The following is a 19,104-nucleotide window of genomic DNA, read 5'->3' as shown; positions in this document are numbered from 1 at the left end:
GTTCCTCGAATTCCTACGCCGGTGAGAGCGCGACGACGATCTTTTCCAGTTCGGCTTCCACGACCTGCCATCCTGCCGCGGTCAAGTCATCGCGGTCCTGTTGGGGTGTGTGGTCGAAGACGACGGCGACACGCTCCGTAGGCCAGCAGACGTCGAGCATGATCCCGTCGGGACCTTCGACGCCGATCTTGGGTGGCGTAACCCCGCCGTGCGCTGCAAGCTTTGCAACGAGCTGACGTTCGAGGTCCGATCCGGCAGCGTCGTAGACGTCAGCCCAGGCACCCAGCGGCCTGTCTTCCTGGGGTAGTTCCTCCGCTGGCGTAGTACCCGGGCTCACCTGGCTGGTCGTCGTGATCACTGTCGGCCAGTCGCGCGCAGCGAGCGCGTTGGACAGCCGCAGCCAACCACGCCACGCATCGGCGTGCGCATCGTCCAACTCCTCGTCGCGGTCGTCCAGCACGACCGCCACTCGAACCAACCCGGTAGGCAACAACATCTCGACGGCGGCGGCAAGCGCGCCTGTCCGGTACAGATGCACCTTGCGTTCGCCGATCGGGATGTGCTCGTCGAGCAGGGCCGCCCGGGCGACGACCTCCAGATCGACGGTATCGGTCACGGTAATCGGTTGAGCGCCACGGGAGAGGAACATCGGCACCGCCCGGCTGACGGCGCGAACTGCGTTCGGTGCCGGGGCAATCACCCAGTCGACCAGCCAATCCACCGGGCCGCGCCCGAGCGCCCGGTACGCCTCCGGTGGCGCCTGGAATGGCGGTACGTTCAGGAGACTTCCTGCCAGGTCCGGGTGGTACCACGACGGCTGCTCGATCGCGTCGAGGTCGGCCATGGTGACGCTGAGGACGAGCAGTCCTGCGTCGCGCAGGTTCGCGCGTTTCGCAGCGTCGTCGGCGAGCCGGTTGCAGGTCGACGTGGCGTGATAGGCCCGGCCGTCGGTGAAGATCGCGATGTCCGGCACGTTCATGTCGTTGGTCTGCAGCAGAAAGTCCGGCCGTGAGTCGGCCACGTTCGCCTGAGGGGCCAACGTCCATTGCCGGTGTCCACCGGGGAAGGTGAAGCGCACTACGTTGCCAGTGGGACCCGGGGTCTCGGTGACAGTGGCGCCCGCGCGGCGGAGCTTGCCCACGAACAGTCGGTGGAACGCGCGCTCAAGATGGGATTCCGGTTCCTCGTGTGGCGCCACTTCGGTCACCGTCCAGGTCGTTCCGTCTGCGGTCGACGCGTCGGCAGGCAAGCCGAGCAGGGTGCGCAGGTGCCGTTCCGCCGACGACCTGGACGCGCGGCCGACCATGCCAGGGGCCACGAACGGCAGCAGACAGCGATGGCAGGCCAGCCGTAGCTCGTGCCTGCATTCACACTCACGAACCCGTTGCCAGGCAAGCACCAGTAGCTCCCGCAGCTGCTCAGGAGCGGCGGTTTCGGCGAGATAGCCGGTACCACCGGGCACCACGTCGTGCAGCAGGATCGCTTCGTGGTTGTCGGTGCCGTCCGAGTGCGTCGGATCCACCACGAACTCGACCTGGATATGGTCGGGGTGGCCACCCATGCGTTCGCGCAATCCGAGCAGCAGCGCGGCGCCAAGGCTGGGAACCGCGAAGTCGTCCCCAAGGGTGACCACGCGAGGAAGCCTGATCAGCAGTCCTTGGGTGCGCAACGTTCGAGACAACGCGATGGTGCTCGTCACCTCGTCCGTTGCCGTCCGATAAGGGCACCAAGGTCGGTGCTCGTGTGGCCGGTTTCGGCCGGACTCGGTGTCCTTCACACCGCACCCGGAGCACACCCGGAACAGCAGTCCCTGCCGCGCCTCGCCACTGATCATGCGGGTGGCGCCCTGCCCGGGCGGACCGAGGTTGATCCAGGTGAGATCGACGCTTCGCAGGTACGTGCAGCCAAGCCCAGTGTCCTCGACGAACCAGCGGCGTACCGCGTTCGCCGGGTCGATGTCGGCGGAGGTGACGATGTGGAACGCGGCCCGGTCGCGGTCGTCGCGCCGGTCGGAGATCGCCACTTCGTCCCGCCGGACCTCGGCGGAGACTCTGGTCAACTCGACTACGTCGAGGCGTTGTCCGGTATCGGAAATCCCCCGGCTGCCGCATCGAGGACACGGCGGGACCGGTAGATCTCGGCCGGTTTCGGCGACGTCCGCAGAGTACCCGCAGGACGGACAGAACGCCCAGGTGCGTATCGACGCGCCGTCTAGGCCGAGGTCCACCGCATCGATGGTGATCTCCCAGCCACGAGCATAGAACGTGGCGCCGGGCGCGAAATCACGCAGCGCCAGCGCAGAACCGCGATTGAACCGAGCTGAGCCGTATTCGTGCGCACCGGTGTCCGGGTCGGTCCAGGACAACCCGACGTCGAGGGTGACAGAGTCGTCGAGCAACGTGTAGTTGGGGAGCAGCCCGTACTCCTCCAGCACGCTGATCCAGTACGTGCCGCGCAGGTGCGCGAGCTGTCCGAAGGTGAGCTTCGCGGTTGCCTTCGCTGATCGCAGCGCTTGCTTGTCGTCATCGGTGACGGCGGGGGAGGCGATCTTGGCTTCGAGGTTCGGCAGCAACTCGGTGATAGCTTTCTCTCGCTGCTGCAATGTGTCTACTGTGGACTGCCAGCGCACACTCGCGGCGTGTACGTGCGCGGCGAAGCCGCTGGTCCCTGGACCGGAGTTCGGCCGAAGCCACTCGCGCAGTTGCATGACGACATCGTCGGGTAGCTTTGCGAAGGTCGCGGTGAACACGGCAAGGTGGTCGTCGGCCCCTTGCTCGGCGTGTCGAACGAGTTCGCCGAGAAACGTACCGGGCTTGTCCGACCCGATTGCGCCGACTGCGGCGCGCGGGTGTGGGCGCCGAGGATCGCGGGCGAAGCCGTCGGCGAGGTAGGCGACGTACTGTCGGCGCAGGATCTCTTCCGCGGCAAGGTAAGTGGCGGGCGGTCGAACCTCGCCGTCGACCACGGACAACGGGTCGCCTATCTTGGGCAGCTGGTCGCCACGTCCGGTGACGAACGCCAGGCTCAACGCGTTGCCAGTGAGGCGCCCAGCGCGGCCGACGCGTTGCAGGTAGGAGGCCACTGTGCGCGGCAACGAAGCCAGAAACACCGCGGACAGGTCACCGATGTCGATACCCATTTCCAACGTCGGCGTCGCGACCAGCACGTTCGGGGCCTGCGGGCTGCCTGCCGCGTTGCGAAAACCTTCTTCGTAGGCCTGCCGGGTCTCGTCGTCCAGCAGGCTGGTGTGTTCACGGGCGACCACGCGCCGCATGTCCGGGGATGCGTAAAGACGCCGGTAGAAGTTGTCCGGAGAGTCCTCCACACGCAGCCGCCCACGGCAACGGTCATGCAAGCAGGGCGCAGCGAGGAGCTGGTCGATGGTGGCGGACGAGCCGGGCGTCACAGCCCGGCAGGTGTCGCAGACCAGCAGTCGCGGCGAGGTGTCCGGCGGCGCGACCACGACGCCAGACGCTGGGATGGCGTACACAGTGGCACCGGCGTCGCTGATGGTCGTGCTGAGCACACCGTCGCGGGCGAGCCGATCGAACAAGAGCTTGGCCAGCCTCCCGCCATCCAGCGGGGACACGTCGAGCACTCGGCTGGTCCAGCGGGCGTACCAAGACTGGGATGCGGTGACAGCGTCCACACCGCGTCCGGTGGCACCGGTCCCACCGACCTTCGGGTATGCGGGGGCGGGGCGGTTTCTGGGGAACGCGGGCATGCCTTCGCTGCGTGGCCGGCCACCCCAAATCGACCAATCTCGGCCGTCCTCGGTCCGTAGCCGGTCGAACCAGGGGTGGTCGATGGCGCCCTGCGCGCGCATCCGGTCCAATACGCCACGTACCCACGTGATCATCGTCGCGTCGGAACGTGGATCGCTGAAGAGTTTGTCCTGCCAAGACGTACCTGTCAGCGCGGACCGTGCAATTCCGGCGATGCGTTGCGGCCTCCCGGCTTCCACCTCGACGGCGACCGTGCCGGTGAGTTCCAGCGTTCGCCCGGTCCGCGAGTTGAGCCCGAACTCCAGCGCGGCGGCGAGTGCGAGCCGTTTACCTACCCTGGATCGCACGGCGGCGCGCACCGCGCGCAGCGTTGGGGCTTGCCAGAACGGAACGAACGATTCCCGGTCGGCACAGTCCGGGGCGAGGATCCGGTAGCGGGCGAACGGATCGTCGCCCGACTGCTGGATCACCTCGTCGACCAGCGCGTCCAGGGTGAGCGGGCCGTCGGCGACGGCGTCGGCGAACACCGAACGCAGCGTGAGGGTGTGCGAGCGGGCCTGTACGAAGCCGGCCCGGTGTGCGGCGTCCTGCACCGAGTCGGTGAATACGAGCGCCTTCTTCTCGCGTGTGTCCAGGCTCGGCGTACCGAACAACGTGGACAGCGACACCGACAGCAGAGTGGCGATCGCGCTACCGAGGAACCGGATACCGTCTTCCTGACCGCACGACGGGCAAGTGTCCTTGTTCGCGTCGGCGTCCGTGTCGAGACCGGTGGTGGTGAGCACCGGCAAGATCCAGCCGTCACGCAGTTCCGGGTCGTCCTCGGCAACGCTGGTGAGCAGTTCCCGGTGACGAACGGAAAACCACACCAGCCGCTCGACAGGCTGGTCGTCGTCCAGATCTGTGGCTGCTTCGGCGGGCGCGTAGAGCAGTGCCCGGAACCGGCCCTCGCGGGCGGCGTGGTTGCGTCGGATGTCTTCGTCTTGGACCGCCAGACTGTTGCCGACCGGAGCAAGCCCTACACCCCAGCCAGACCGGCCGCAGTGCCTGCAGAAGATGGCCGGGAACGATGGCCGGGCTTCGGCGTCGTCCGCGACGGCCGGGCCGTCGTCGCTCCAGCGGAACCGGGTGGCTGCGGAGGCGGTCCTGTCGATGCGGGTCAACTCGCGCACCCACTGGTGTAGGTCTACCGACAACGCTGCCCTGCCGGCGACGGCACGGACGTGCCCGAGCGCGCCGATCACGTAGCCGACGAACTCCGAGTCCGTGCCGAGGACGTCGATGGCTAGGTTGTCGAGCGCGATCGCGGATTCGGTGTGCCGGGCGAGGTCGTGAATCAGCGGGTGCGCCCGGCAGGCGGCGTTGAGTCGCTCCGGTGTGGCGTCGGCGAACGCTGTCGCGTCAACACCGTAGAGGGAGCCGAGCACGATGTGGGCGAGTTGCTCACCGGTCGGGTCGTGCCCGAGGTCCTTGACCTTCTTCACGATGCCCAGTACGTCGAGGTCGGCCAGCGGGACCGGCTGAAGTCCCGGCTCTGCGCCCTCGGACCATTCGTCGAGACCGAGCCGGGTTTCGGTGACTACTGCGTCGGTGTCGAATTCCTCGCCGAACACGGTTGCGGCAAAGTCGAGCATGATTGCCGGGTCGCCCTTGTCGCCCAATGTGGCGGAGGTGGCGACTGGTGCGACGAGCCCGAGCGGGCGTCGTCGCGCGACGGCGTCGATGTCGGGGTCGTCGTCGTTCCAGTGACTTTTCAGTGCCAAGCCGAGGCGGCGCAGCAGCATCGCGACGTCGGTGCCTTGCGCGCCGTCGTAGGTATGGAACTCGTCGAGCACCACGTAACGAAGGCTGGTCGCGGACTGTCGCCAGAGGTCCTGATCCTCGACGCGCAACAGCAGTTGGTCGAGCATCTTATAGTTCGTGAGCAGTATGTCTGGGGCGGTGTCCCGGACAATACCGCGGTCGGTGATCAGCCCGTCTTTGGTGACACTGGTGCGCGTCGGCCCATCCTGACCGGTGTAGAGAGCCGCGGTGACGTCGGCGAGTTCGCGGTGCGTGGTGAGCAGGGTGGTGAGCCGGCCCGCCTGGTCGTTGGCGAGCGCATTCATCGGATACAGGATCAGAGCTTTTGTGCCCTTTGCGCCGTTACGCCGGGCGCGCAGGACGTGGTCGATGATCGGGTACAGGAACGCCTCGGTCTTGCCGGAGCCAGTGCCGGTGGTCACCAGCGTCGGTAGCGGGCGGCGGTCCTGCCCATCCACCGAGGATGCGAGCCGGGCGAACGCGGCGGCCTGGTGTCCGTACGGCGGGAAGCCTTCGTACCAGTCGAGATTTTCCCGCCAGCCTTCGTCGGCAGGACGGAATGGCAAGCGGAGACGGACGTAAGGACCCTTGAACATGCCGGTGTCCGGATCGGAGAGAAACCGATCGAGCGCATCCCGGGCGTCTCCATCGGTCAGTCCGAACGTGGTCGTCAGGTAGTCGACGAGGCCGACCCTGATCCGATCTGCCTGCAGCGTCGGCAGCAGCTCACTCACGAGCGCTCCTCAAGACGCCGCTGGAACTCGGCATATGCCACGCGCATGTCGTGCTCTCTGTCCAACGTGATGAACGGCAACTCGTACGTGTAGGTGTTCCCGGCGGGGTTCATGGCCGTCCGCTCCTCCTCGGACATCCGATCCCCCTTCTTCCGCCACACGGTGAGCACGGAATTAGGAACCAGGCGTCCGTTGGCATCGTAATAGTAAACGTTCCGATCATATCCATACAGGACGGAGAACTGCGTCCGATAGATCGAGCACAACTCGTCAGCGGTAAGCCCAAGCGTGAGAGCCATCAGTGAGTCAATTTCCAGCAGCGCCTGCCGTCGATCAGCTGCGATCCGTAGAGGCGTGCCATCACTCCACTCGGGACCCGCGTCGCCGAGAGGATCGCGCCGATTGTGATTCAATCCGCCAGTCCAGTGATCATCAGAAAAATCGTCGGTATAGCACTCGTTCCACAGGCTCTCGTATGCATCTACGACACAATTTAGCCGGAGGGACCTTAGGAGAAGAAGGTTGTCTAATCGATAGTCCTCGCCGATAGCTATTCGATTGACTGCTCCTGCGCGTATCGTCGACTTTGGAGCGACTCTCACTGAAAAGTCGCTTACGATCGATGACAACTTGGCGGCTAGAGCTGCGATCGTCCGTGGCGCGCAGTCGGGGGAGCCCATTGAGAAGATGCCATCAACGTGCGCCACCTTTGGCGGAATAATGGCCGACACGAGCGTTCTTTCGCCAGTGTTTGCCGCCATGCAACGCCAGCCGAGACGGTAATAGTCGCGGGCAGGGTGCTCGCTTCCAGTGCCCCATTGGGTGTACTTTAGGTTGTAGTCGGTTCGGCTCCCTCGTGGCTTGTAGATGGTGACCGGGATAGTGTCAGCGTGGAGTTGCTCAAGGTCACCAACAGACCAGTCATCCTTGTTCTTCATCGTGCTGTTCGGAAACTTGTAGAATGGCGTAGCGACAAAGAGATGTGACCCTTGCAGGATCACGTCGTCCCATGATGTGGGCTTTCCCCATTTGGGCTCGAAGTAGCCTTTTGTTCGGTCGTTCTTCTCGTGCCAGCCAGCAGAGAACTTGAGGTCCAGTTTCCCGATTCGAGGAAGGTGGGCAAGCTTGTCGAGCACGGCAGCAGTGGAACGGTTGACGGCGTAGACCATCCGAGTCTCACGAATCGGGATGTCGCTCGATTCGAGGATAGTATGCCAGGTGGCCAGTGTTTCGTCAGTTACGGTAGTGAGCCTGCTTCGATGCGGCCGCAGATCCCAGTCGCCGCTGGGGTCCTTGAATCCTGGCTCGGGGCCAGACCCATCGTGTTCTTGTGATCGAATGGCGGTATCAGGGTGGTACATCGATACTGCACTAGTAAATTTCACATACTCACGCGAAATGCCGTAAATATTTACGCCGTAGTGCTTTTGATGCTGAATCTCGAAGAGTTGAAGTTCGTTTATAAATTCCCAATGCTGCCTAAGTCGTGAATATGTCGCTGCTCGTAGCTTCCCGGCTTTTTCGTCGGTGAAATGTGACTCCAGGCTGATCAGGCCGATGGTGCCGCGCTGCGAAACATGTCGCCAGGTTTGTTCCATGAAGCAGCGATAGAGGTCGGGTTGTAATCCTTGCAAGTGCGGATACTGAGCCAGCGAACCGGTGTGTTCGGCCAGACATGCAATGTCAGTGGTTCCCTCCAGAACCAAGTCGCGGATGCCGGGAAGGGCTAGGGTCGTTTCGCGCTTCTCCGCCCGCTTCTCTTCCGACGGTTTGACGGCCAGCTGCCACCAGGGGTCCCCCTCCGCCAAAAGAGCGTCCACGTCGGATCGAGGGCGGACCCAGGGTGGATTTCCTACCTGAAGATCGAAGCCGCCTCGGACGAAGACGGTCGCGAAGTCCAGATTCCAGTGGAAGAAGCCCTGCTGCCGGGCTACCTGTTCGCACACCGCCAGCCATGGGTGGTCGCCGAGGACCGTGGCTGCCGGTTTGGTGCCGGAGAAAGTAAGTTCGAGCTCTTCCGCCTGGTTAAGTTCGTTCCAGTCGGCGGCCTGGGCGAAGGTCGGGCCCGTGTTCTTCTTGCGGATCTCCGGGCTACGGCCGAGCAAGGCTTGCAGGGCTGCGATCCAGCCATCCAAGTCTGGGGGTGGCGTGTCGCTGGTAAGCGGCCAGAACCACATCGCGGTCCAGGCGTCCATGACACGGCGCAGGCGCTGATAGGCGCCGTTCGGATCGGCCAGCGTGGCTTCGATCTGTTCACGTTTCACCGCGCCGCCGACCGGAAGATCGTCGGAACCCCAGATCGGGATGTCCCGGCGGATTTCCTGTTCGGCGATGTTCAGCCTGCGGTAGGCGATCTGCCAGAGGACCTCGACCCGGTGTGCGAGTTCGGTGAGGGCGTTAACCTGCTTTTGGGTTGGCTTCTTGCGAACACCAGCGCGCCAGTTTTTTACTGCCTTCGCCGCGTTCGGTGCGAGCGCCGCGGCTTCCTTCGCATCTGCGGCCGCGCCCCAGCCGTCGGCTGGTAACAGGAAATGATGGATGCCGTCGGCGGCGACTCGGTCGTTCGCGACGTCGTCGACGAGCGAGGTGAGCGGGATGTCTCGCGGTACCTCGGTGAGCCAAGACTTGGTACTCACCTGGTTGCGGGAGTAGACCGCGCGGCGCGCACCGACCAGGGAGTTGCCGCGGCGCAGGTGCAGGCCAAACCACGGTGCGGACAAACCCGAGACCATGGTGTCCAGCCAGAGCGAGATCTCCGCGAGCTCCACCGCGGTGGAGTTGAGGTCAACCCCGTACACATTGTGCAGCGCCAGGTATGCCTTGACCTCTTGCAATCGGCGGGGGTACTCGTCCGGGTCGATCCGGACGCCGAGTTCCGCTTGCCTGCGCTTGAGGTACTGGTCCGCCAGCTGCCGGACCGCTTCGATCGCGAACGCGCCGGAACCTAGCGCGGGTTCACACACGGTGAACGTGAGGATGTCCGCCGCGCTCGTCGTCCCGTCCTGATCGAGGAGTTCTTCCAACGCCTGGCCGACGGTGAAACGGGTGAGGACCTCCGGGGTGTAGTACGACGCGGATTGTTGGCGCTCCCGGCCAGCAAGGCGGAAGACGAACGAACCCTTCGGGTGCAGCACCGGGCGTTTCTCTCCGGTGCGCGGGTCGATGGATTTGACGAAGTCGTCTGGTGAGATGTCGTCCGCACGGTCGACGGGCACCACCCACGATCCCTTGACGCTGTCGCCACCCTTGGCCACTTCGTACAAATCGGTCTCGGCGAAGAAACCGGTGTAGGACATCAGGCCCTCGTACACTGCGCCCAACTGATTGATGCCGAGTTCCGCGTAGGAAATGAAGCCGCGGTCCTTGCCGCGGGATTCCTTGTTGAGCAACAAGTGTGTGAGCACCTGCTGCAATGCGGCATTGCCGAGCCGCACCTCGTCGATGTGCGCGGTCTTCGCCGGCTGGAACAGGTCGGCGCGCAGCGCGTTGAACGTGAGTCCTTCCGCGGCTTCCGAGTCGTCGCCACCCGTCAATGGGGCGTGGCCATTGTCGACCAGGCGAAACAACACTGCGAGGGACTCGTATAAGTGAGTGCCGCTGTGGGCCTGCGGGGTGGCCAGTTCCACCTGGATCAGCTCACGCAGCCGGTCGAGGCTGTAGCCTTGGTCGTATTCCGGGGCGCCCACCGGGAGCACCCCGAGCTCGGGTGACGCCTCGGCGTAAAGCAGGAACAGGATGCGGTACAGGAATCGCAGCGACTGCTTCGCCAGCTCCTGCGCCTCGGTCGCGGGGAGCGGATCGAGTCCCTGCGCCCGGCGACGCTCGAGCACCTCGTTGGCGATGATCTCGATCGACAGGCGGACGCCGTCGCGGAGATCCTTCGACACCCCCACCGTGTGCTTGACAGAGGCTTCAAGCACGCCGTGCCACCAGATGGCGCCTTCCGCGTCGGGGGCGATCGACTCCGCGGACAAGCAAGTGAGCGCCCGGTCGATCTCACCGGCCTTCTTGGTGTCGTTGCGCTCGCAGACCAATTGCAGGTCGACTGCCAGGTAGCGGCCCTCGGCCCAGCGATCCCGCTCCGCCAGCAGCGCCCATCGGCCGGCAAGCACCAGCACGAATTCGGGGGCCTCCTCGGCGACGAACAACGACGACGTCAACCGGGCGACGGACTTGATCTCCTCGTCGTCCTCGGTGAGCTGCACTGGTTCTGGCAGTGTCACCGCGTCACGGGCGAGCAGATCTTCCAGCGCGCCGATCGGGCGAGCCGACAGCACCACCAGTGGGGCGTGCTTCTCGACGCCGGGTGCAGACACCCGCAGCAGTGGGCCGGTCCGATCGAGTACCAGCCCGTGACCGGTCAAGCCAAAGATGCCGATCAGTCGCTCGTGCACGTCCGCGGCGACATCGTCTGCGGTACGGCCGTCACGGACGGCTGCCGCCTCTGCGGACGGGTCGAGCAGCTCGGCCATCAGGGCAAGATCGCGTTCCAGGTCCTGGCGGGCGCTGATGAACCTCGAGCGGGGCGTCTCACGGCCCTCTTTGTCTTCGTCGTCCCAGAACTTCCGCCGCTCCGACACTTTCGCGCGAAAGGACTCCTTGGTGGCGTCGGTGCTGAAGTAGTGCTCGGAGAGCCAGCCTTCACCAACGATGATCGCGTCCGAACCGGCCATCATTTCTCTCCTTCGGATTCCGGAACGACCACCAGCAGTGGGCGGACCAGTTGCCGGTCCGGCGCCATCGCGGCCACCATCGCCCGCTCCTGGTCCACGGTTGCCCGGCGCAGTTTCAGTTCACTGCGTTGGATGAGGGCCTCGGCCTCGTTCTCCCAGTGATCCAGCCGGGTCGACCATTGCTCGACCCTGCTCGTCACGTCCTTGGCCGCTGCGTCGAACAAAGTACGCAGGTGTCGTTCAGCCTGGTGAACGGCCGGAGCGACAAGAGCTTGCAGACCGGTCACGTCCACCGGGCCGGGGTTGGTGCGGGGCTTGTCCCAGCCGAGCTCGATGAACGCATCGCGTGCCGAGCCGTGCGGGGCGATCAACGCGAAGGACGGGGCGTCCTGATCCGGGAACTGGGCGGTCAGCCAGGCGACTGCGACGACCTGGCCGCGTTTGTTCGTCAACGTGCCGACCAGCAGCACTGTGGGCGCGTCTACGGCGCCGCGCACGGCGAACACCTCGTTGCGACCCAACGCGGCTAGCGCTCGGTCCGCCGCCCAGTTCAGCACCGGGTGCAGCGGCGCAAGGTAGTGCGCGTCCGGCCAGCTCAGCTTCGTGGCGTCGCGCAGCGCGGCGGCAAGCCGGTCCTTGCCGCGCGCCGGGGTGGTGGCCAGCACCAGCTTCTCGGTGACCTTGCGTTCGGCCAGATATCGCTGGGGCAATACGTCGAAACGCTGCGCCAGATCCGTTGGCGGGACGAGTTCCGCGGTGCCGAAGTCGACATCTCTTCGCCAGCCGACACCGCCTTTGGCCGGCGGCGCGGTCGGGTCGATGAACGCCTGACGTAACGCGTCCTCCAGATAGGACACGTCATCGGGGTAGAGCGTGGGGCCGGATTCGGTTGGCTCCGGCGGGCTCGGAGCCGACTGCTGCGTGCTGGGGGTGTCGAAGAGCTGGGCGAACAACGCGGTGAGGTCGTTGCCCGCGGCGACGTCCGTGACCGGGCGGACCACATCGTCGAGTTCCTTGCTGCCGGCCAGCACCGCGCGAATGTCGTCTTCCTCACTCTTCACGTCGTAGTGGCCCATCAGCGAAGCGACGTCGCCGAGCGCGGTGTGAGCTTCGTTCTCCTTCTCCAGCAACCTGGCCAGAATCCGCACGTCACCGGCGAACTTCTCACCGTCCGGGTCAAGCAGCAAAGCAGTGATCAACGGTGGATTTTTCTGCCCGTACCGGTCGATCCTGCCGTTGCGTTGCTCGATCCGGATCAGGCTCCACGGGATGTCGTAATGAATCAGGTGGTGGCATTGTGCGTGCAGGTTGACGCCCTCGGAGGCGACGTCCCCGGTGACCAGCACCCGCACCGGTGCCTGTTCCTGTTTGAACGCCTCGACGACCGCTTGCTGCTTATCGTCGGCGAGCCCACCGTGCATCAACTCCACGGCATCGGCGGGCATTTTGAGGTCCTTCGGCAAACTACGCTGAAGCCAGCGCAATGTCTCCACCCGCTCAGCGAACACCACGGCGCGGATCGGCTTGTTCTTGCCGACCCCGATCTTCTTCAGGTGCTCGACCAGCCGCTGATACTTCGCCGAGGTCAGGCATTTGTCGTTCAGCTCGGCAAGTTCGTGAAGCGCGACACGTTCCCGCGCCGCGCGATCGTCGTCGCCGAGCCTGCCCAGTCTGCCGTCGATGCTTTCCCGAAGAGCTGCCGGTGAGGACAGGAACGCCTTGGCCAAGGTCCACGGAAACAGCGACGCGTTCTGCCCCGAATATGGGCTCCCACCGGTGCCCGGCCACAACCAGGTGTCCGCGAGCTCGCGGGCGACCGCGTTCTCTTCGGCCGTCGCTGGGACGAGTACGTTTTCCGGTTCCTGCCGAGGCGCCCAGTCGGCGCCGACGACTTGTGCGACCTCCGGGCTGTGCCGGTGCCTGCGCACGACCAGCCTGCGCACCTCGTCCTTGTCGAGCTGGCCGTCCGGTGGGACTGCGGACGGGTCGAGCAACCGGAGCAGTTCGGCGAACGAGTCGGCGCGCCCGTTGTGCGGCGTCGCCGACGCGAGGATCAACGCCTCTGCGTTGCGGGCGAGAATCCTGGCCAGCCGGTTGTTCATCGTCGCCGAGTTGGACAGGTTGTGCGACTCGTCGATCACCACCGCGTCCCAGCGCTGCTTGCTCAGGCTTGCCACGTAGCGGTCGGACTTCAGCGTGTCGATCGAGATGATCGCCCGCTTGAAATAGGTGAACGGGTTGCGGGTGGCAGGCAGCTTCTGCCGCACCCGCTGAATCCCCGCCGAGTCCAGCCGTACGAATGGCAATGCGAAGCGGCACCACAGCTCGTGCTGCATTTGTTCCAGCACGTGCCTGGGCGTCACGACGAGGATGCGTTCACCTCGCCCTCGGCGCACCAGCTCCGAGAGGATCATGCCGATCTCGAGGGTCTTGCCGAGCCCAACCGCGTCCGCCAGGAGCAGCCGTGGTCTCAGGTTCGCTGGATCGAGCGCCTTGCGTACTGCCGACTGCTGGTAGCTCAATGCGTCGGCGAGCCCTCGTGTGGCCACCGACAACGCCTGCTCGCCGATGGGCTGCGGGGTCTTGCGGATCGTCGACTCCAGCCAGAGCCGGGCGGTGCGGTAGCGGGGGCTGTCGTCGGTGACGACCGTCGCGTCGGCTGGCTCCAGGGGAACGATCTCGTCGAGGTTGCGGTAGAACGACGCACTGGTGCCTCTGACCAGCTCGCCAAGGCCTTGCACATGAACGAGCTGCCCGTCAGTGGTCTCCTCCACTGCGCTGACCAGCCATTCCTCTCCTCTGATCAGCACCGTCGAGCCAGGTGCGACTGCCCCATCGGCTTCAGGCTTCGTTGCCGTCACAACTACCTCTCGGTCTTGGTTACGTCACTGACAAGAATGGTCGACATCACGGCGGGTTCGTTACCGACCGAGAAGTTAGGGTCTGGTGTCATGGATCACTCGCCGACGCCGCTGGACGCCGCGACATCTGCACGGCTGCGTCGCCAGCCCCGCTCGAGCACGAAACCGGAGGTCGTGTTGCGCCGCGAGCTCCACCGCCGGGGCCTGCGGTTCCGGGTGAACCATCCCGGGCTTCCCGGTCGTCCGGACATCGTGCTCACGAGGGTGAAGGTCGCGGTGTTCGTGGACGGCTGCTTCTGGCACCGCTGTCCCGAACATGGCACGTTGCCACGTAACAACCGGGACTGGTGGCGGGCCAAACTCGACCGCAACGTCGACCGCGACCGAGCCAAGGACGCCGCCCTCGGCGAACTCGGCTGGCATGTGATGCACGTGTGGGAACACGAGCCGACCGAGCGGGCCGCCGATCGGGTCGAAACCGAGTGGCGGCGCAGAGTCATGAGCCGATCCGCAGATAACCACCAGGACCGAACAGCGCGTCCCGGTTCAGGAACCGGTTGAAGAACCTGCACGACGGCTCACCAAGGTGCACGCAGGCGCTGCACGCTCCGCTGCCGCGGCTGCACCCGGGGTCCAGCGGGCATCGGTGCTCGGCGTCCACGAAAGCCTTCAGCAAATCGTCCAAATTGGACTCGAACACCGCCTGCAAACCGCCGAGCACGAAGTCACCACGAGCTCCCGCGTACACGAAGAACGCCAGGTGACCGGGAACCAGGTACTCGCTCAACGCGTCCCGTTCGATCCCGGAAAACGCTGCGGTCTGCCGGATGAACCGGTGCGCATAGGTATGAATCAACCGCAGCAGGTCCGCGCCCGGCGAGTTGTCGGACTGGGGGGCCGTCTTGTCCGGCGGTGTGACGGATTCCAGGATTGCCACCCTGGCCTCTACCGGGTCGGTGCTGCCCGCAGACCACCCTGCCAGCGTGTGGCCGTGTCCGGTCAGCCAATTGGCGACCCGTACGGGGTCCAAGCGAACCAGGTATGCCTCCGTCTCGGCCATGCTGCCATAGAGTCGGTAGCCGCCTCCGCGTCGACGGAACGGCACCAGGGTGCATTTCGCTGGGTTGTCGTCCCCTCTGGTAAACCCGTACATGGCCGTGAGGACCGGGAACTTGTCGACCAAATCGAGTCCGTCGATGCCCGCGCGCGTCAGGGCTGCCGGGTACGCCGTGCCATAGCGCCGATCGAGTTGGTCACCCTGTGATGCGCCGCGCAACGCAGTGGTTGGCTGCCTGATTTCAGCCAGCGCCATGGCGATGTCGACAGCCGCGCGCTCAGCCTCCTCCCTGCGCGCTTCGGACAAGGAATCAACCGGATGCTCGCCGGGTTTGGCCAGTTGTCCGCCTTGCTCGGCCATGTCCGCCATGTTCTTTGCGAACGTCTCGTCCATGCCGTCTTTGATGAGTTTGGCTAGAAACTCGTCCTTGGTTTGCTTCGCAACGACGTCCGCTGGACGCCCTGCGGTGAGACCGTCCACTACCCACGCCAGCGCCTTTCGGGCGCCGCCGGCCAATTTGAGGTTCTCCCGATGTTCTGGGCGCGGCGGGTTGATCAGTACCATGCTTCTTGGCGTGTAGACGGTGCGTGCCTTGTGCACGTTCCAGCGGAACGCGCCGTCGCCGCACGGACATTTCCGGTTGAAACCGAGCCCGTTCATCGTCGTCGTCTGACATTCCGGGCACACGAACGCGATGTCCGCCGCCTTGGCGCTTTTCGGAATGACGACCTTTACGTCGTCGTGTACGGCGCAGCGGCGGATATACGGCACTTCGGTTCGGCCGCAGTCATGAATGCCAACGAAATGCAGCTGTCCCCAACGGTGCTGGCCACATTTGCACTTCCTGTTCAAGGATTTGCCGATGCGCTTGCAGGCGCGGCACAACCATATCTCCGGATACCGTTCGACGGTCACGCCGCGCCGCTCGTCCAACTCGACGACCTCGACCGATGCCCCAGGAAGTTCCGCCCCGACTCCGCTGTCTTTGCCGTTCGCTGTCCACGCAGCGATCTCGCGACGCAAACTCCACCGCACCCGTTCGGTGTCCACCTCGATCGGTATGGGGGCCGACCATTCGGTGACCCGGTAGATGTCGCCGCGAAGGTCGACGGTCTGCTCGGGCAGAAACGTCCGCAAGATCTGGCTGCCGCTTCGACTTCCCAAAATCGTCATGTCGTTCCAAGCTCAATCGTGAATGGGGGCGGTCGCTTCGACGTCCCGCAGGCTCATCATGGGCGGGGTCGGTCCGATGTCGCTCATGAAGTTCGTCTTCAGGGTCGGGTCTTCGAGGTCGGCAAACCAGTCCTTCAGCCAGCTGAGGATTTGCTGCTTGTGCAACGAGTCCTCAGGGCCGTCGAGACCGAACACTGCCGCGATCGCGTCCGCCTCCTCCTGTGGCGTCAGGCCGATGGTGCGCAGGTAGTCACGCAGTTTCAGCGGCGTACTCAACCGCTGTTTGCTCGCCGGTTCCCGAATCATCAGCGTGCGGGCGGCAACCGCACCCGCGATCGTGAGGTCGAGCACCCGGCGGCTGCGTCTGGTGATCGGAATCGGATCGACGAACCGGTCACCTTGACGCACGTACGGGCCAAAGTGCCGGAACGTCTGTGCATCGCGTTCCCGGCCGATCTTGTGCAGCACGTACACCAGCCCCGGCCGCGAACGGCCGACCCTCGCGGTCGTCTGGATGAACTCCGCGGTGGTCAAGGGAAGGCCGAGCATTACCATCGTGTTGAGTCGTTCGACATCCACACCATGCGAAAGCATGGAACTTGCGGCGACCACGTGCACCCGATCGGTGAAGTCCTTCTCCGGCTTCTCCAGACGTTCCAGAATGGCCCGAACTTCGTCGAACTCGGTCTGGCCGGTGAGCTGCTCGACGTTGATCCCTTCGACGGTGTTGTTGCTGCCCAGACTTCGCCCCGCGGCTTCCACGTCGTAGAGCGTGGAGCCGTACACGACGTTGGTGCCGTACTGACTGACCAACATATCGGCGTGTTTGGGCTCGACGCCTGCTTCCGCGCAGACTCCCACCTGGTCGTCGATCAGCTCCCTGATGCAGCGCTGCAACGTATCCAGGGTGCGGTCGCTGACGTGTTCGAGAGTCACCCCTCGGGGAGCGACGGCCACGAACTGCCGCAATGGTTGAGCGGTCGGCACCGTCCAAAACGACTCGCCTGCACGCGGGCCAGGTTGTGGGAACACCCGACCTTCGCGCTGGTAAAGCACGTCGACCTGCCGTTCATAGCCGGTCAGCGTCGCGCTGCTGGCCACGATCTTGGCGCGGCTCCCGCTCGTTTCATGCTGCAGATGATCGAGCAGGCTCTCGTAGTGCGCGTCGACGGCGCCGAGACTGTCCCGTAGTAGGTGCAACTCGTCCTGGAGCCGTAGCGTCGGCGCGAACCGCGCCTTGTCCATTGGCAATCCCGTCAAACTGCCCTGACAGTTCGGTACCAAACAACCGTTTGGTGTTCTCGCGCGATCCGCATAGGTGAACCCATGCCACGCCTCCGAACACGACCCGCGCGGTGGGCCGACCAGCCCCCGCATGGCCTGCTGCAAACTGATCGACGCCGCCTTGTCCAAAGTGCCGACCACCACCGTCGGCAGGAATCGGTACACCTCTTGGTCCACCACGTATACCGGAAGGGCGCAATTCGCGTAACGACAGCTCTCGTTCTTGCAACAGTGTTCGAGCATCCAACGCTGCCTGTTGAAGCGCATTTCCAGGTTCTCGTCACGGCAGAACGGGCAGCGCAACAGTACCTGATACTTGTTCGGCACCCCTGGGCTGTCCGGGGTTGTTTCGTCGTCCTTCGCTGTCGCCGTTGGCACGATCTTGTTGGGAGTGCCTGCCTGGCCGACGAGAAAACCGAGGCTGAATGGCGCCCCGCCGACCTTGTGGGCCTGGCGCACGATTTCAGCGGAGGCCAGCGCGTCGGCGAATCGCTGAGTTTGCTGCAAACTGAGCAGACGCAAAGGAAAACGGGACCAGGCAGTCACGCCCACGATCTTTCCGGTGAGCCGGTCGTAGAACGCCGCGGTCAGCAACAACCCGAGGTACGTTTCGGTCTTGCCGCCGCCAGTGGCGAACCAGACGGTGTCTACGTAATTGGCCTCCTCCGTCGGTTCGGCCAAGAACCGTACCGACGACAGTAGGAAACCGATCTGGAACGGCCTCCAGTCAGGGTACTTACCTCTGGTGCTGTCCCCGATCGCCTCGTTCATCAGTTGGAACGCCTGCAACAGTGCTGGGGTGGACTCCAGCAATGCCAAACCTTTGCGTAGCCGGTCCAGCTCGGCAAACACCGCTTGCGCCGACGCATCTGCCTCTGCGCGCATGGCGTCCGTCCAGCTCTCGGCTTCTTGCCGGACGTCCAGCGCAGCAGGTGACCAGTGCGCGTCGTCGTACAGGGTCAGCGCATCCACCAGCTTCGTCAGCTGTGGTAACGGGTCATGGGCCAGGGCCGAGAACTTCAGATCCGGCTTTGGATAGGTGTGATCCCAGTAGTCGGGCCTGTGAGTTTGTACGCTGACGGTGTCCGTGCTGCGAAAGACTCCTGGCGCCACCTCGTCAACTCCGACGTTGACTCCGTACGCTGGCACCTTCCGGTCGTAGCGGAAGCTATCGGGCAGGGACTCCAATTGAAACGGCGCCGTAGCAAGACCTGAGATTTCGATCTCGGTCTCGTACAGGTGCGAATCGGTGAGTCCCTTCTGCGGGCTGGTGTTGACCAACTGCACTACCAGCTCGGTCCGCTGGTGCCAGTCCTCCACTTCCACACGTATTTCGGCGGTCAGACCGGGGGCGCCGACAGCAGCGAACGCCGCAGCCAGTTGCGCGGAGCCGAACGACCCGCCGTTGCCACCGACCGAAACGGGCACCTTTTCCTCGACGAGGCCCGTACGCCACCAGCGCTTGTCCGGATCAGGCCCATCTTTGGAATCCTTCACCCAGCCCCTCGCCCGTACGATCACGGACATCGACCATGACGGAGGACTTGCTGGACGTAACCGAATGCCGATGGCACAAGGGTCCAGCCTCTCGGACCGTTCGTCGCCCGCAGCCTTCTGGACCTCTTCCTCGCATGCCAGTCGCCCCAGCCAGAAGGTTCCCGCCGGGGCAACCTCGAGACGTTCCAGGCCGTCGCCTCGCCCTGCTGCGACGACTCTGCGGTCGAGCCAGCCGACGAACGCCTGACATGCTTGCTCCGGCGACTGGGTGTTGCTGCCGTTCACTTGCGTTGGTCC

Annotated in this window: 6 protein-coding genes; 1 reads left to right on the top strand and 5 read right to left on the bottom strand. The window is 64.6% G+C overall.

From position 1 onward, the window contains the following. Positions 1-13: 13 nt before the first annotated feature. From BKN51_RS29085 to BKN51_RS29075, 3 genes are read right to left on the bottom strand one after another with little or no spacing between them, the layout of a single operon-like run. Positions 14-6,262, bottom strand: a complete 6,249-nt coding sequence (locus BKN51_RS29085; protein WP_101610672.1) for a DEAD/DEAH box helicase — start codon at positions 6,260-6,262, stop codon at positions 14-16. Continuing rightward, entirely contained in the window at positions 6,259-10,938 is a 4,680-nt protein-coding gene (locus BKN51_RS29080) for an Eco57I restriction-modification methylase domain-containing protein (protein ID WP_233222954.1), read from the bottom strand. The genes BKN51_RS29085 and BKN51_RS29080 overlap by 4 nt, the downstream gene beginning before the upstream one ends. Continuing rightward, the gene (locus BKN51_RS29075) at positions 10,935-13,796 is read right to left on the bottom strand and encodes a helicase-related protein (RefSeq protein WP_101610671.1); all 2,862 of its coding nucleotides are present in this window, start codon (positions 13,794-13,796) and stop codon (positions 10,935-10,937) included. The genes BKN51_RS29080 and BKN51_RS29075 overlap by 4 nt, the downstream gene beginning before the upstream one ends. 90 nt (positions 13,797-13,886) lie before the next feature. Here BKN51_RS29075 and BKN51_RS29070 point away from each other — a divergent pair, with 90 nt between their 5' ends. Then, entirely contained in the window at positions 13,887-14,357 is a 471-nt protein-coding gene (locus tag BKN51_RS29070; protein ID WP_101610670.1) for a very short patch repair endonuclease, read from the top strand. Here the strand turns inward: BKN51_RS29070 and BKN51_RS29065 are convergent. Next, a complete protein-coding gene (locus tag BKN51_RS29065; RefSeq protein ID WP_101610669.1) occupies positions 14,293-16,026 on the bottom strand; it encodes a hypothetical protein in 1,734 nt (577 codons plus the stop codon). The genes BKN51_RS29070 and BKN51_RS29065 overlap by 65 nt on opposite strands. Before the next feature lie 12 nt (positions 16,027-16,038). Continuing rightward, complete coding sequence (locus BKN51_RS29060; protein ID WP_101610668.1) at positions 16,039-19,092, bottom strand: helicase-related protein; 3,054 nt, start codon at positions 19,090-19,092, stop codon at positions 16,039-16,041. Between the last annotated feature and the right edge of the window lie 12 nt (positions 19,093-19,104).

The organism is Amycolatopsis sp. BJA-103 (assembly GCF_002849735.1).
In the GTDB taxonomy this organism is placed as follows: Bacteria; Actinomycetota; Actinomycetes; order Mycobacteriales; family Pseudonocardiaceae; genus Amycolatopsis.
Note: the sequence above shows the minus strand (reverse complement) of the source record. Positions and strands in the feature narration are given on the sequence as shown.